The sequence below is a fragment of the Hyphobacterium marinum genome, assembly GCF_036330325.1.
Classification (GTDB): domain Bacteria; phylum Pseudomonadota; class Alphaproteobacteria; order Caulobacterales; family Maricaulaceae; genus Hyphobacterium; species Hyphobacterium marinum.
This window is the reverse complement of the sequence record NZ_JAZDRO010000005.1, coordinates 1-14,242: the sequence shown is the minus strand read 5'-3', so window position 1 is coordinate 14,242 and position 14,242 is coordinate 1. Positions and strand designations below refer to the sequence as shown.

The following is a 14,242-nucleotide window of genomic DNA, read 5'->3' as shown; positions in this document are numbered from 1 at the left end:
CTGCCATGTCCCAATCGCGCGCCGCCGTCATCCTCGCAGCAGGTCTGGGCACGCGGATGCGGTCGAGCCTGCCCAAATGCCTGCACCCGGTTGCCGGCCGCCCGATGGTGGAATGGACGATTGCGCTGGCGCGCGACAGCGGTGCGGACCGGATCGTCACGGTCTATGGCGACAAGTCACGACAGGTCGACGAAGCCGGTCAGAAGGCCGGAACGTTGACCGCCTTGCAGGATCCGCCGCTGGGCACCGGTCACGCCGTGCTCGCCGCGAAGGACGCCATGGCCGGTTTCGACGGGTTTGCCATCGTTCTTTATGGCGATACACCGCTGATCCGGGCCGAAACCGTTGAGCGTGTCTTCGCGGCGCTGGAAGACGGGGCCTCCGTTGCCGTTCTGGGCTTCGAGCCGGACGAGCCGGGGGCCTATGGCCGCCTCATTGAGAGCGAGAACGGCGACCTTCTCCGCATCGTCGAGGCCAAGGATGCCAGTGCGGACGAGCTGAAGGTCCGGCTTGTGAACTCCGGCGTGCTCGCCGCACCGGCCCCGCTTCTGTTCGAGCTTCTCGGCGAAGTCACGAACGACAATGCCAACAAGGAATACTATCTCACCGACGTCGTCGGCCTCGCCGTCGCCCGCGGCCTGCGCGCCGTCGCGGTGCGTGGCGATGCCGGTGAAGTCATGGGGGTCAATGCCCGCGCCGACCTCGCCGAAGCCACGCGCGTCTGGCAGGTGCGCCGCCGCATCGAGGCCATGCGCGACGGGGCGTCACTGCAGGCTCCGGAAACCGTTCATTTTTCCTATGACACAAAGCTGGGCCGCGACATCGTCATTGAGCCGAATGTCGTCTTCGGTCCGGGCGTCACGGTCGAGGACGGGGCCGTCATCAAGGCGTTCTCGCACCTGGAAGGCTGCGTGATCCGCACCGGGGCCCAGGTCGGTCCCTATGCCCGCCTGCGTCCGGGGGCTGATATCGGCCCCGATGCCCGGATCGGGAATTTCGTCGAAGTCAAAAAGTCGCGCTTCGGAGCCGGTGCCAAGGCCAGCCACCTGTCCTATATCGGGGATGCCGATGTCGGCGCGAAGGCCAATATCGGGGCCGGAACCATCACCTGCAATTATGACGGGTTCGGCAAGCACCAGACCGTGATCGGTGAGGGGGCTTTCATCGGCTCAAACTCCTCGCTGGTCGCCCCGGTCACCATCGGCAATGGGGCCTATACCGGGTCCGGCGGCGTGGTGACGGACAATGTGCCCGATGATGCGCTGGCGCTGGGTCGGGCCAAGCAGGTGAACAAGGACGGATGGGCGACCCGCTTCCGGGCGGCCATGACGAAGCGCAAGACGGAGAGCTAGATGACGGCTCTGAATCGCCTTCAGGACACGGCACTCTTCAAGACGGATTCCTTCATCGATGGTCAGTGGGTCAGCGGGCAGAACCGCTTTCCTGTCGACAATCCGGCCAATCGCGAGCGCCTGGCCGAAGTCGCCGATGTCGGGGCTGACGGCGCGCGCCGTGCGATTGACGCCGCCGAGGCGGCGTTTGTCATTTGGCGCAAGGTCTCGCCCTTTGAACGCGCAAAACTGCTCCATGAGTGGAACCGCCTGATCCTCGCCCATATCGATGACCTTGCCGTGATGATCACGGCGGAAATGGGCAAGCCGCTGGCCGAAGCCAAGGGCGAAATTCTCTATGGCTCGGCTTTCATCGACTGGTCGGCAGAAGAGGCCAAACGCCTGCATGGCGAAACACTGTCCGTGCCGATGCCCGGCGCGCGCGGCTGGACGATTCGCCAGCCCGTCGGCGTGGTCTCCTGCATCACTCCATGGAACTTCCCCGCGGCGATGATCACGCGCAAATGTGCACCAGCTCTGGCGGCGGGCTGCACGATGGTTGTCAAGCCCGCTCCGGAAACGCCGCTGACCGCGCTGGCGCTCGCCGAACTGGCCGACCGCGCGGGCATCCCGAAGGGCGTCTTCAACGTCGTCTGTGGCGAAGCCGAACAGATCGGACCGGTCCTGACAGGGTCGAAGGCGGTCCGCCTCATTGGCTTCACCGGCTCGACCGAGATCGGCAAGCTGTTGATGCGTCAGGCCGCCGATGGCGTGAAACGTGTCGCGCTTGAACTGGGCGGCAATGCGCCCTTCATCGTCATGGATGATGCCGATGTCGAGGCCGCCGCTACCGGTGTCGCGCAGGCCAAATTCCGCTCCGGTGGTCAGACCTGCGTCTCGCCGAACCGGATCCTGGTACAGGAGGGCGTCGCTGATGCCTTCCTCGACGCGCTTGAAACCCGGATCGCGGCAGTCAGGGCGGGTGACGGTTTCGACCCCGATGTCCAGATCGGCCCCCTCATCCATGACGAGGCCGTGACCCGGGTGGATTCGCTGGTGCGTTCGGCCGCCCAAAGCGGTGCCCGGGTGCGCGTGGGCGGCAAGTCGCTGGCAGCCGAACTCGGCGGATCCTTCTTCGCGCCGACCCTGATCGAAGGTGTCGGCCTCGACCACGAACTGGCATCTGGCGAGATTTTCGGCCCCGTCGCCTCGGTTTACCGGATGACGGACGAGGCCAGCATCATCAAGGCGGCCAACGATACGCCCTATGGCCTGGCAGCCTATCTCTACACGCGCGATATCGGCCGCGTACATCGCATGTCCGAAGCGCTCGATTACGGCATGGTCGGGATCAACGCGCCCATGGTCGGATCGGCCTCGACGCCGTTCGGCGGCGTCAAGGAATCCGGTATTGGCCGCGAGGGTGGCAAATGGGGTGTGGAGGAGTTCACTGACCTCAAATACGTCCTGCTCGCCGGAGTAAATCCATGAGCGCCGCCGGCCAGAAACGCACGGCGGCCATCGCTGCGCTGGACTATGTCCAGGACGGAATGATCGTCGGGCTGGGTTCGGGATCGACCTCGGAAGTCTTTGTGCGGGAACTCGGCAAGCGTGTTGCTGACGGCCTCTCGATCATTGGCATTCCGACATCGGAATCCACCGCCGAAGTGGCGCGCGAAAGCGGCATCACCCTGTCGGAAGTCGACAAGGTCGACCGCATTCACGTCACGGTCGATGGCGCGGACGAAGTCGACGGGCGGTTCCGCCTGATCAAGGGCGGCGGCGGTTGTCATCTGCGCGAGAAGATCATCGCCAACGCGTCTGACCTGATGGTGGTCATCATCGACGAGAGCAAGCTGGTCGCGACGCTGGGCCAGTTCCCGCTACCGGTCGAGGTTGACCCGTTCGCCTTCACCGTCACCGCCAAGAAAGTGTTCGATGCGCTGCAGTCCGCGGGCATTCAGCGGCCCGAGGTCCAGCTGCGCCGCGCGGGTGACAGCGGCAAGCCTTTCATAACCGATGGCGGTAACTACATCCTCGATTGCGCCTGCCGCGCCATTCCCGATCCGAATGCTGCGGCCGAGGCCCTCAACCGGATTCCCGGCATGGTGGAGCACGGGCTGTTCATCGGGCTGGCCCGCGTCGTCATTGTGGGTGAGGATTCCGGCGCGCGGATCATGGAATTGTAGCGGGAGCGCGATGTGGCCGAATATGACTACGACCTTTTCGTCATCGGAGCGGGCTCTGGCGGTGTCCGTGCAGCCCGGATGTCGGCCCAGAAGGGCGCGCGCGTCGCGATAGCCGAGGAATACCGGGTCGGCGGAACGTGCGTAATTCGCGGCTGCGTGCCGAAGAAATTCCTCGTCTATGCCAGCGCTTACGCCAAGTCTTTCGACATGGCCAAGGGCTATGGCTGGACCGTCAAGGACGCGTCATTCGACTGGTCGACCCTGTGCGATGCCGTCCACGCCGAAGTCGACCGCCTGTCGGGCATTTACTGGAAGAATTTGTCGAATTCGGGTGTGGAGATCATTCCCGAACGCGCCGTTTTCGAGGACGCTCACACGCTGCGCCTGGAGAAGTCCGGCAAGACGGTCACAGCGGGGCATATCCTGATCGCGACGGGTGGAACCCCGTCCGGCCTTGATATTCCGGGGGGCGATCTGGCCATTACCTCGAACGAAGCCTTCCACCTCGACACGCTGCCCGAGTCCATCGTCATCGCGGGCGGGGGCTATATCGCTTGCGAATTCGCGCAGATTTTTGCCGGACTTGGGGTCAAGACCTGCCTCGTCTATCGCGGCGATACGGTGCTGCGCGGTTTTGACGACGATATTCGCGCCCACATCCACGAAGAGCTGAAGAAGTTTGGCGTCCGGGTCATCACGCACGCGAATTTCACCAAGATCACCAAGGGTGATGGTGGCACGAAACGCGTGGATCTCGACAATGGCGAGCATGTCGATTGTACCGAAGTCATGCTGGCCATCGGCCGGGATCCCCATACCAAGGGGTTGGGCCTCGACACGGTGGGTGTCGAGACCGACGACAAGGGCGCGATCAAGGTGGATGCCTATTCGCAGACCAGTATCGATCATATCTATGCCGTCGGCGATGTCACCAACCGGATCAATCTGACGCCGGTCGCCATTCGCGAGGGCGCGGCCTTTGCCGAGACCGTTTTCGGCGACACTGCCATGGCGTTCGACCATAGCGATGTCGCTAGCGCTGTCTTCACACAGCCGCCTGTGGGTTCCGTTGGTCTGTCCGAACACGATGCGCGCCAGACCCACGGCAAGATCGACATCTACAAGACCGTCTTCCGGCCAATGAAGAATATCCTGGGGAATGCGGATTCCCGCATGTTGATGAAGCTGGTGGTCAAGGCGGACGATCAGTGCGTCGTCGGCGTGCATATCGCCGGCGATGATGCGCCCGAGATCATCCAGTCGGCCGCCATTGCGGTGAAAGCCGGATTGACCAAGGCGCAATTCGACGCCGCCTGTGCCGTCCATCCGACCGTGGCCGAGGAGCTGGTCACGATGAAAGACAAATGGGTGCCGCCCGAGCTGGGGAGCGGATCATGACAGACTGGTCGCCATCGAGCTGGCGCGACAAGCCGGCTGTGCAAATCCCGCAATATCCGGACATGGATGCACTCACGACCGTCGAGCGCGAGCTGGCTTCCAAACCGCCGCTCGTCTTCGCCGGTGAAGCGCGCCGTCTGAAGCGCCAGCTGGCCGAAGTGACCGCTGGCCGTGCCTTCCTCTTGCAGGGCGGTGATTGCGCGGAAAGCTTCAAGGAATTCTCGGCCGACTCAGTGCGCGACACTTTCCGCGTCATGCTGCAGATGGCAGTGGTGCTGACCTTCGCGGCAGCAAAACCCATCGTGAAGGTCGGCCGTATCGCCGGACAGTTCACCAAGCCGCGCTCGGCCCCGACCGAGACGCGCGATGGTGTTGAACTGCCCAGTTATCGCGGCGATTCCGTCAACGAGATGGGGTTTGACGCGGACAGCCGCGTCCCTGACCCGCGCCGCCTGTTGCGCGCCTATGACCAGTCAGCTGCGACGCTCAACCTCATCCGGGCCTTCGCCTCGGGCGGTTATGCTGACCTCAACAATGTCCACCAGTGGACGCTGGAATTCGTGTCCGGCAGCCCGGCAAGTGACCGCTATGGCGAACTGGCGGGCCGGATTTCCGAGGCGCTGGCCTTCATGCGCGCCTGTGGGGTGACGGGCGAGGGCGCGCGCAGCCTGGAAAGCGTCGATTTCTACACCAGTCACGAAGCCCTGCACCTGCCCTTCGAGGAGGCGCTGACGCGGCGCGAGGCGGCGACCGGTGACTGGCTGGCCACGTCGGCCCACATGATCTGGATCGGCGAGCGGACGCGTCAACCCGATGGTGCCCATGTCGAGTTTGCGCGTGGCGTCCTCAATCCGGTCGGCGTGAAAGTGGGACCCACGACGACGATCGATCAGCTCCTGCCGGTCATCGACCGGATCAATCCGCAGAACGAAGCTGGCCGGCTGGTTCTGATATCGCGCATGGGCGCAAAAAAGGTCGGCGACTGCCTGCCGGGCTTGGTCCGCGCCGTCGAACGTGAGGGCCGCACGGTCGTCTGGAGCTGTGATCCCATGCACGGCAACACCGTGAAGACCGATAGCGGGTACAAGACGCGGGACTTTGAAAGCATCCTCTCCGAGCTCGAACGCTTCATGGAGGCAGTGCGCGGCGAGGGGGCCTATCCCGGCGGTGTGCATTTCGAGATGACAGGAAGTGACGTTACCGAGTGTGTTGGCGGCGCGCGTGCCGTGACCGAAGCGGATTTGTCGTCGCGGTATCACACCCATTGCGATCCACGGCTGAATGCCGATCAGGCCCTCGACATGGCGTTCCGGATTGCGGAATCGATGAAAGCGTCGCGCCGGTCTAGCGCCGATGCGGCCTGATCCGGCACAGGCTGAACCCGGTACAACCTGAAAAAGAAAACGCCGCCCCGGTTTCCCGGAGCGGCGTTTCCTGGCTCAAGAGCCAACTGATCGGACGATCAGATGTCCTTCAGCGAAGCCGCCGGGCGGAACGCCGCGGAGGTCTTGGCTTTCGACATCATCGTCTCGCCGGTGCGCGGGTTGCGGACCTGACGGGCGTCGCGATGCTTGGCGTAGAAGGTGCCGAAACCGGCGAGCTGGACATTGTCCTTCTTCTTCACGGCACCAACGATCGCATCGATCGTGGCGTCGACGGCTTCACTGGCCTGCGACTTGGACATGCCCGTGGAGCCAGCGACGGCGGCGGCGAGATCGGATTTGTTCATTTGGGTCTCCCCCTTGGTGTTGAGCCGGTTTTCTACCGGTGGCCTGAGTAAAGGACACCGGGCGAATCCGTTGTACGCAAGGGATAGAGGACGCTCTGACGCGGTTAGGCAAGCGTCCGGCACTGAATCTCCGGGGAAATCACCGCTTTTTTGCCAAAAAACCGCATTTTTTCGTCCCGGCCCCGCTGTTTTTGCCAGCCAGAGCATGCCTTTCGCGTTTAGGTAGTGCGTCCGGGAGGCTGTGATTCGGGTGAACACGCCGGTCGAATCCCCAACATCCGCCCCGTAAATCGGCGCTATTGGGCGGCGAGACTGTGGGCATAGGCATCCGCCATCGCCTCAATTTCGGGTCGCGCATACGACGAAAACAGCGCGTGCAGCCCGCCGTCACTGCTGCCGGCCCCGGCGTTGTAGACTGAGCGGTAATTCTCAAACCCGCCCTGTGCCTGAAGCTGCAGGATGTGGACGGTCTCGTGGACGGTGACCTGGGGGATATCGGCGACGCTGGCGCGCCCGCCTTCTGGTCGGCGACCAGAAAACGGATCGGGATGCCTCACACTGCGGCATCGGATGCAGGTTAATGACCGGTAAACAACCGGCGCGGGGTTTGCGTCAGCGCTGGCATGATGTTCCGAAATGACCCTCAGCCCGGCCCGTCGGGCATGGCCGCGATGCTGCGCCGGCTTCCTGCGCCGCTCTTTCTGGCGCTGGGCGCGTTTGCCGCGCTGAAGGCTGTCAGTGCGCCCGATCCCTGGCCGGCGCTGGCTGGTGCCATAGCAGGCGGCTGGCTGCTGGGCCGCCTTACGAGACGGCCGCAATAGCAAACATGAGGGCCGTCAGGCTCATGACCAACCCGCCGATCATCACCAGAATGATCGTTGTCAGTGAGAACACGGCCCCCTTGATGATGGCTCCCGACCGGGTTTCGGCCAGCACGCCCGGTGCGCCGAACGTGAAGACGATCCAGTACATCAATGCGACGGGTACGATCATCCACGTCATGGCCCCTGTTGCGCCTGTCACGACGATCCCCAGCAAAAGGATCAGACCGACCAGCGACGCGGCGGTGAGAATGCCGAAGGTGATATTCAGCCGGGCCGCCCAACTGAGCGATTTGTTGAAGGCGCCGATCAGGAAAGCCGAGAAAGCCGTAAATCCACCGACAAGGATCGGATGAAGGAAGGAGGCCGCCTCGCTGTAGGGTTCGGCGAGGTCTTCGAGGTTTGTGCCCAGAGCATTCTCGATGACGGCGGCGTTCTCGGGCTGTGTGTTCAGCTGGCTGACAAACATGCCCCCATATCCGCCCCAGACGATCGAGAGCAGGAGTTGCAGGGTGATCAGGCCAAGCCAGAGCCGCAGGCTGGGCGTGTAAGTGACGCGATCGCGCGCGGCATAGGCCTTGAAGACGGTATTGGGACGGATCAGGAGATCGCGCAGTGTCCGGAAAGACCGGAAATTGAAGCCGAGGATATCCTCAAGGAAATCCTCGAATTCGCTGCGCGCGTCCCCCGCCTCGCTCATAGCTTGACCAGCATCTTCCCGAGATTCTCGCCCTTGAAGAGGCCGAGGAAGGCGTTCGGCATTTCACCCAGTCCTTCGCGGACCGTTTCCTCGCCGGTGACCTTGCCCGCCATCATCCAGCCTGACAGGTCCTGGATGAATTCGCCGAGCAGATCCATGTGATCGATGACGATGAAGCCTTCGATCTTCAGCGACTTGGCGACGATATTGGTGAGGTTGTCCGGGATCGGCTGGGCGCTGGCGTCGTTATAGCGCTGGATCATGCCGCAGGCCGCGATCCGGCCTTTTGGCTTGAGGACCTCGAGCGCAGCGGTCCAGTGGCTGCCGCCGACATTCTCGAAATAGGCGTCGACACCGCCGCCAGCCGCTTCACGCACCGACTTGGCAAGATTGTCGGTCGCCTTGTAATCGACCGCACCGTCAGCGCCGATGGATTTGCAGTAGTTGACCTTGTCGGCCCCGCCGGCAGTCGCGACGACTTTCGCGCCCATCGCCTTGGCAAACTGGATCGAGGCGGATCCAACAGCGCCCGCGCCCGCGGAGACCCAGACGGTTTCGCCTTCCTTCAGGCCAATGATCCGTTTCAGGCCGACATAGGCCGTCATGCCGGTCAGGCCGGCAATACCGAGATAGGCCTGCGGCGGCAGGATGGAGGTGTCGATTTTCTGCAGTCCCTTGGCGTCGGACACATACGCGTCACGCCAGCCATTCATGGACTGGACCCAATCGCCCTTCTTCAGCTGGTCGGAGCGGCTCTCGATCACTTCGCCGACCGCGCCGCCTTCCATGGGGCCGTTCAGGGGGAAGGGATCGACATAGGTACGCATGCCGCTCATCCGGCCGCGCATATAGGGGTCCACCGACAGCCAGCGGTTGGCGACCAGCACCTGACCGTCACCCGGTTTGGGCAAATCCACTTCGACAAGGTTGAAATGGTCCGGGCCGGGTTCGCCCTTGGGATAGGCGGTGAGCTGGATCTGGCGAGATTTCATTGGGCTTGAGCCTCTGCGAGTTGGAAGAAGAGTTCGAAGTAGGACAGGTCATGAAAAACCCTCATGACCAGTTCGGCCGTGCCGAGCTGACCGAGGATGACCAAGAGGAGTGTGATCGGTAGCAGGAGCAGCATTCCCAGGACTTGTAGCGCAACTACCCAGGCTTTCTGTGAATAGTGGCTATACAAAATGCGCCCGGCGGCGACGTAAAAGACAGATAGCCCAACCGAGAATGACAGTACGTACCAGAATATGAAATTGCCCAGCGCGGCTGGCAGCATCAGCGGCAGCATCACCAGATAGGAGACATTGGTCGCAAGCAGGTAGGCGAGCGCATGTCCGAAAAACGAACGGCTCGGACGGTAGAGCTTGAGCAACAGCAGATAAGGAAGGGACGACAGGAACACCAAAATCGTGTTGGTCAGTCCTGCGGCCCGCTCCAGGGTCAGGTTTACGGCGTCAGCCGTCTGTCCGCCGAGCCAGTTATTCAGGACATCGGTGTCCCCGGGACGGACAAACTGATCCAGGGACATCGATTGCGGCAGGCCGATGAAGGCCACGACCGCGAACTGGAGTCCGAACAGGATCAGAAACAGCCGCAGGATCGGAACATAGCGCTCACGGTCGCCCTCAAATGCGGCCTGCAGGACGCGTGGCGTGTGGACCAGCGTGTCCCAGACCGTCCGGAAAATGCGCGTGTCGACCCCGATGACGGCATCGGCAACGTCATCCGCATCGGCCCGCGAAGGCCGCGTGTCCTGGGGTGGAATTGTTTCGCTCATGCCGCCTGTCCCTTGCCGGTAAAGTCTAGGTCGCATTCGTCCGCCCGCAACCCCGCAAATGGCGTGGGAAATGGCAACAATTCTTGATGCACGGCTTTGTTGTCTCGCAGAATCGCCTGTGCATGGTCCCCAGCCATGACAACAAGCCAGACTTCCCTCAAGGCAGGTGTGATCGGAGCCGGCGTTTTTGGCGGCCACCATGCCCGCAAATATGCCGGATCGGATCGTGCCGAACTGGTTGGTGTGTACGATCCGCAGCCCGAGCGTGCGGCGGAATTGGCGGCGTCACTGGACGCGAAAGCCTTTTCCAGTGCCGAAGCGCTGATCGACGCTTGTGAGGCGGTAACGATCGCCAGCCCGGCCATTGCGCATTTCGACGCCGCGAAACTGGCACTCGATGCGGGCCGGCATGTATTCTGCGAGAAACCGCTGGCCGATACCGCGGCCCGGGGCCGTGACCTGATCGCGCTGGCCGAGGCGAAGAACCTTGTGCTCCAGGTCGGCCACCAGGAACGTTTCGTCTTCCGGGCCATGGGTGTGTTCGATATCGCTGAGGCACCGCGCCGCGTGCAGGCCCGGCGGATGGGCGTGCCGTCCCGGCGCAATCTCGATGTTTCGGTCACGGTCGATCTGATGATCCATGATCTCGATCTCGCCATCGCCTTGGCGCAGGCCGAAATGACAGGGCTGGATGCCAACGCTCATTGCGTGACCAATGCGACCGCGGACGAGGCCGAAGCGACGCTGAAATTCGCTGACGGATACGAAGCCCATCTGGTGTCCAGCCGGGTCGCGGACGCGCTCGACCGGGTGATGCGGATCGAATACGCGGAAGGCTTCGTCGAGGTCGATTTCGTGAAGAAGACCTTCGTCAACGAGACCGGTTTTGATCTCAATCCGGACTTTGCCGAGGATCCTGAAGCGAAGGATGCGCTCGGGGCGAATGTGAATGCCTTCATCCGCTCAGTCCTCGATGGCACACCTGTGATCGTTCCGGCCGAAGCCGGACTGGCGGCTTTGGCCGCGGCGCGTGACATCGACCGTCTGGCGGTTGCCTGAACCGGCCAGCGGGCCTAAAGGCTCGGGCCATGACGACCTCTGCCCTTTGCATCGCGACCGCCCAGCTCAATCCGATTGTCGGTGACGTTGCCGGAAATCTGGAACAGGCCCGCCGTGCCCGCGCCGAAGCGGCCGATAAGGGCGCTGATCTCGTCGTCTTCCCCGAGCTTTTCCTTCTGGGCTATCCGCCCGAAGACCTTGTCCTTCGCCCGGCCGTGGAACAGGCCTGCCGTGAGGCGCTGGAAACACTGGCCGCGGAAGATGGCCCGGCGGTGATAATCGGAACGCCATGGGCCGAAGAGGGGCGTCTGCACAATGCGGTCGCCCTGCTCGATGAGGGTCGGGTGCAGGCAGTGCGGTTCAAGCGTGAACTGCCCAATTATGCCGTCTTCGACGAAAAGCGCGTCTTCGATTCCGGGCCGCTGCCCGAGCCGGTCACGTGGCGCGGTATCAGGATCGGCCTGCCGATCTGCGAGGACATCTGGATCGAGTCGGTCCCGCGCACGCTGAAAGGCCATGGCGCGGAGCTGTTCATCTCGATCAACGGCTCGCCCTGGCGGCGCACGATCGAGGCCGACCGCAAGGCGGCCTTCTCGCGCTGGACCGAGATTGCGGTACCGCTGATCTTCGTCAACCAGGTGGGCGGACAGGACGAGCTGGTCTTCGACGGGGCGTCCTTTTCCTGGGATTCCGACGGAAACGAGGTCCAGCGCCTTACCGGTTTTGAAACCGCGCTCTCAATTGCCGACTGGCAAAAGTCCGGCGGGCGGTGGAGCTGCGTGAAGGCCGAACGCGCACCGGTCGTGACCGGGCTGGAAGCCGACTGGGCCGCGATGCGCCTCGCGCTCGCCGACTATGTGGACAAGAACGGGTTTCCCGGGGTGGTGCTGGGCATGTCAGGCGGGATCGACAGCGCGATCTCGGCTGCTGTCGCGGCGGATGCACTGGGACCCGACAGGGTCTGGGCGGTGATGATGCCGTCGAAATACACCTCGCAGGACAGTCTCGACGACGCGAAAGAGTGCTCCAAGTTGCTGGGCATCCGACATGACGTGGTGGACGTCGAACCCGCGATTGCGGCCTTCGGGGCGACGCTGGCCGGCGTGTTCGCCGGGCGCGATCCCGATACGACCGAGGAGAATATCCAGTCGCGCGTGCGCGGCGTGGTGCTGATGGCGCTCTCGAACAAGTTCGGCCCGATGGTACTCTCCACCGGCAACAAGTCGGAAATGGCGGTCGGCTACGCCACGCTCTATGGCGACATGAATGGCGGCTATAACGTCCTGAAGGATATCTACAAGACCGAGGTCTACGAGCTGGCGCGCTGGCGCAACCAGCAGGGCTTGGTGATCCCGGAGCGGATCATCACCAAGGCTCCGAGCGCGGAGCTGAAACCTGACCAGACGGACCAGGACAGCCTGCCGGACTATTCAGTGCTCGATGCCATTCTCAACGGTCTTGTCGAATCCGATACCGCGCCGGACACGATTGCCGACCGGGGTTTCGATCCGGACCTGGTCGCGCGCATCGAGAACATGCTCTACCGCGCTGAATACAAGCGCCGTCAGGCCCCGCCGGGCGTGAAAATCGGAAGTAAGAATTTCGGCCGCGACCGGCGCTATCCGATCACCAACAAGTTCCGCGCGCCGCGGCGGTGACCCGCCGCCTACCACACCGCCCGCTTGCCGGAACAGGCTGCAAACGCTAAGCCGCTGCCTCCGAATACAGCAGGCGAAATCCCATGAGTGTCAAAGTCCGTTTCGCGCCCAGCCCGACCGGTAGAATCCATGTCGGCAATATCCGCACCGCGCTGACCAACTTCCTCTATGCGAAGAAGCAGGGCGGGCAGTTCGTGCTGCGCATCGACGACACTGATCTGGAGCGTTCGACCAAGGCGTTCGAGGACGGCATCAAGGCCGACCTGACCTGGCTGGGCCTTGAATGGGACGAGACGTTCAACCAGTCAGCCCGGTTTGCCAGCTATGACAGCGCCGTCGAGGCGCTGAAGGCCAAGGGCCTGCTCTACGCCTGCTATGACAGCGAGGACGAGCTGGAGCGCAAACGCAAGATCCAGCGCGCGCAGGGCAAGCCGCCGGTCTATGACCGCGCCGCGCTGAAACTGACCGAGGCCGACAAGGCAAAGCTGGAGGCCGAAGGCCGCAAGCCGCACTGGCGCTTCAAACTGTCGGGCGAACCGGTCACCTGGACCGACCTGGTGCGCGGCGAGACGACCATCGATACCGCCTCACTTTCCGATCCGATCCTGGTGCGCGAGGACGGCAGCTATCTCTACACGCTCCCGAGCGTTGTCGACGATATCGAGTCCGGCATCACCGCCATCATCCGCGGCGAGGACCACGTCACCAATTCCGGGGCGCAGATCGAGATTTTCCGGGCGCTGGGCGCGACTGAACCGAAGCTCGGCCACCACCCGCTGCTGGTCGGCCCCGATGGTGAGAAACTGTCAAAACGCCTCGGTGCGCTGTCGGTGCAGGGTCTGCGCGAGGAAGAAGGCCTTGAGCCAATGGCGATCCTGTCGCTCCTCGCTAAAATCGGCACGTCCGACGCGGTCGAACCGCGCGCCGATCTCGACGCACTCGCCGCGGATTTCGATCTCGACAAGTTTTCGCGTGCGCCGGCGCGTTTCGACCCGGAAGAACTGAAACGCGTCAATGCGCGTCTCCTGCATGAGACGCCGTATGGAGCGGTCTCCGAACGCCTGAAAGCAATGGATGCCGACGCGGGCGAAGCGTTCTGGAACGCCGTCCGGCCCAATCTGGAAAAACTTTCCGATGCGGCCACGCTGGTCCGCCTCGTCAACGGACCGGTCACGCCGGTGATCGAGGACGCGGACTATGCCGCGACAGCCGCGTCGCTTCTGCCCGAAGGTGAGCTGACCGGCGAGAGCTGGGGCCAGTGGACTGGTGCGATCAAGGCCGAGACGGGCCGCAAGGGCCGCGACCTCTTCCTGCCGTTGCGCCAGGCGCTGACCGGCGACAATCACGGGCCGGAGATGGACAAGCTCTTGCCCCTGATGGGCCGTGAGCGCGTCCTGCGTCGGCTGGGCGGTTAGATTCCTCTCTTGTCATCCCGGACGCGAAGCGATCCGGGACCTGAAGCCGGGTGCCTGTCGTTCAAGATCCCGGCTTGCCCCTGGGGGTCAGGCGGGATGACATTTTTACCCTCTCCCATTTGAAAGGGGAGAGGGTGGCGCGAAGCGCCGGGTGAGGGGTTGGTGAAA

The 14,242-nt window shown here is 63.2% G+C and carries 14 protein-coding genes; 9 read left to right on the top strand and 5 right to left on the bottom strand.

Translation table 11 applies throughout. The features are described 5' to 3' along the window. The first annotated feature begins 5 nt into the window (after positions 1–5). The 5 genes from glmU to V0U35_RS11390 are packed head-to-tail and all read left to right on the top strand — an operon-like array spanning position 6 to position 6,282. Positions 6–1,352, top strand: a complete 1,347-nt coding sequence (glmU, locus tag V0U35_RS11410; RefSeq protein WP_330196846.1) for a bifunctional UDP-N-acetylglucosamine diphosphorylase/glucosamine-1-phosphate N-acetyltransferase GlmU — start codon at positions 6–8, stop codon at positions 1,350–1,352. Then, positions 1,353–2,822 carry an NAD-dependent succinate-semialdehyde dehydrogenase gene (locus tag V0U35_RS11405; RefSeq protein ID WP_330196845.1) on the top strand — a complete coding sequence of 490 codons (1,470 nt, stop codon included), beginning with the start codon at positions 1,353–1,355 and terminating at the stop codon, positions 2,820–2,822. Beyond that, the gene (gene rpiA, locus V0U35_RS11400; RefSeq protein WP_330196844.1) at positions 2,819–3,520 is read left to right on the top strand and encodes a ribose-5-phosphate isomerase RpiA; all 702 of its coding nucleotides are present in this window, start codon (positions 2,819–2,821) and stop codon (positions 3,518–3,520) included. Before V0U35_RS11405 ends, rpiA begins: the two co-directional genes overlap by 4 nt. Before the next feature lie 12 nt (positions 3,521–3,532). Next, the gene (gor, locus tag V0U35_RS11395; protein ID WP_330196843.1) at positions 3,533–4,918 is read left to right on the top strand and encodes a glutathione-disulfide reductase; all 1,386 of its coding nucleotides are present in this window, start codon (positions 3,533–3,535) and stop codon (positions 4,916–4,918) included. Next, positions 4,915–6,282 carry a class II 3-deoxy-7-phosphoheptulonate synthase gene (locus V0U35_RS11390; protein ID WP_330196842.1) on the top strand — a complete coding sequence of 456 codons (1,368 nt, stop codon included), beginning with the start codon at positions 4,915–4,917 and terminating at the stop codon, positions 6,280–6,282. The genes gor and V0U35_RS11390 overlap by 4 nt, the downstream gene beginning before the upstream one ends. A gap of 98 nt (positions 6,283–6,380) precedes the next feature. On the opposite strand, the gene V0U35_RS11385 is transcribed toward V0U35_RS11390, so the two are convergent. Together V0U35_RS11385 and V0U35_RS11380 are read right to left on the bottom strand one after the other, a co-directional pair. Beyond that, positions 6,381–6,647: an HU family DNA-binding protein gene (locus tag V0U35_RS11385; RefSeq protein WP_330196841.1), complete on the bottom strand. Its 267-nt coding sequence runs from the start codon at positions 6,645–6,647 to the stop codon at positions 6,381–6,383. A gap of 296 nt (positions 6,648–6,943) precedes the next feature. After that, the gene (locus tag V0U35_RS11380) at positions 6,944–7,204 is read right to left on the bottom strand and encodes a hypothetical protein (protein WP_330196840.1); all 261 of its coding nucleotides are present in this window, start codon (positions 7,202–7,204) and stop codon (positions 6,944–6,946) included. A 66-nt stretch (positions 7,205–7,270) separates the two neighbouring features. On the opposite strand from V0U35_RS11380, the gene V0U35_RS11375 reads away from it, so the two are divergent. Then, positions 7,271–7,468 carry a hypothetical protein gene (locus V0U35_RS11375; RefSeq protein WP_330196838.1) on the top strand — a complete coding sequence of 66 codons (198 nt, stop codon included), beginning with the start codon at positions 7,271–7,273 and terminating at the stop codon, positions 7,466–7,468. On the opposite strand, the gene V0U35_RS11370 is transcribed toward V0U35_RS11375, so the two are convergent. From V0U35_RS11370 to V0U35_RS11360, 3 genes are read right to left on the bottom strand one after another with little or no spacing between them, the layout of a single operon-like run. After that, positions 7,449–8,168 carry a DUF3667 domain-containing protein gene (locus V0U35_RS11370; RefSeq protein WP_330196837.1) on the bottom strand — a complete coding sequence of 240 codons (720 nt, stop codon included), beginning with the start codon at positions 8,166–8,168 and terminating at the stop codon, positions 7,449–7,451. The two genes, V0U35_RS11375 and V0U35_RS11370, sit on opposite strands and share 20 nt — an antisense overlap. Continuing rightward, positions 8,165–9,160, bottom strand: a complete 996-nt coding sequence (locus V0U35_RS11365; RefSeq protein ID WP_330196836.1) for an NADP-dependent oxidoreductase — start codon at positions 9,158–9,160, stop codon at positions 8,165–8,167. Before V0U35_RS11365 ends, V0U35_RS11370 begins: the two co-directional genes overlap by 4 nt. Then, a complete protein-coding gene (locus V0U35_RS11360; RefSeq protein ID WP_330196835.1) occupies positions 9,157–9,942 on the bottom strand; it encodes a hypothetical protein in 786 nt (261 codons plus the stop codon). The genes V0U35_RS11365 and V0U35_RS11360 overlap by 4 nt, the downstream gene beginning before the upstream one ends. Positions 9,943–10,077: 135 nt before the next feature. On the opposite strand from V0U35_RS11360, the gene V0U35_RS11355 reads away from it, so the two are divergent. The 3 genes from V0U35_RS11355 (at position 10,078) to gltX (ending at position 14,074) form a co-directional block, all read left to right on the top strand. After that, a complete protein-coding gene (locus tag V0U35_RS11355; RefSeq protein ID WP_330196834.1) occupies positions 10,078–11,001 on the top strand; it encodes a Gfo/Idh/MocA family protein in 924 nt (307 codons plus the stop codon). 29 nt (positions 11,002–11,030) lie between these two features. Continuing rightward, positions 11,031–12,659, top strand: coding sequence for an NAD+ synthase (locus tag V0U35_RS11350; protein ID WP_330196833.1), 1,629 nt, complete (start codon positions 11,031–11,033; stop codon positions 12,657–12,659). Positions 12,660–12,742: 83 nt separating this feature from the next. Then, a complete protein-coding gene (gltX, locus tag V0U35_RS11345) occupies positions 12,743–14,074 on the top strand; it encodes a glutamate--tRNA ligase (RefSeq protein WP_330196832.1) in 1,332 nt (443 codons plus the stop codon). Positions 14,075–14,242 lie beyond the last annotated feature (168 nt).

Coding starts and splice junctions, on each gene's coding strand:
- V0U35_RS11350 (WP_330196833.1), top strand. CDS start 11,031: ATGACGACCTCTGCCCTTTGCATCGCGACCGCCCAGCTCAATCCGATT.
- V0U35_RS11370 (WP_330196837.1), bottom strand. CDS start 8,168: ATGAGCGAGGCGGGGGACGCGCGCAGCGAATTCGAGGATTTCCTTGAG.
- V0U35_RS11375 (WP_330196838.1), top strand. CDS start 7,271: ATGATGTTCCGAAATGACCCTCAGCCCGGCCCGTCGGGCATGGCCGCG.
- rpiA (WP_330196844.1), top strand. CDS start 2,819: ATGAGCGCCGCCGGCCAGAAACGCACGGCGGCCATCGCTGCGCTGGAC.
- V0U35_RS11405 (WP_330196845.1), top strand. CDS start 1,353: ATGACGGCTCTGAATCGCCTTCAGGACACGGCACTCTTCAAGACGGAT.
- V0U35_RS11365 (WP_330196836.1), bottom strand. CDS start 9,160: ATGAAATCTCGCCAGATCCAGCTCACCGCCTATCCCAAGGGCGAACCC.
- V0U35_RS11385 (WP_330196841.1), bottom strand. CDS start 6,647: ATGAACAAATCCGATCTCGCCGCCGCCGTCGCTGGCTCCACGGGCATG.
- V0U35_RS11390 (WP_330196842.1), top strand. CDS start 4,915: ATGACAGACTGGTCGCCATCGAGCTGGCGCGACAAGCCGGCTGTGCAA.
- V0U35_RS11355 (WP_330196834.1), top strand. CDS start 10,078: ATGACAACAAGCCAGACTTCCCTCAAGGCAGGTGTGATCGGAGCCGGC.
- glmU (WP_330196846.1), top strand. CDS start 6: ATGTCCCAATCGCGCGCCGCCGTCATCCTCGCAGCAGGTCTGGGCACG.
- gltX (WP_330196832.1), top strand. CDS start 12,743: ATGAGTGTCAAAGTCCGTTTCGCGCCCAGCCCGACCGGTAGAATCCAT.
- V0U35_RS11360 (WP_330196835.1), bottom strand. CDS start 9,942: ATGAGCGAAACAATTCCACCCCAGGACACGCGGCCTTCGCGGGCCGAT.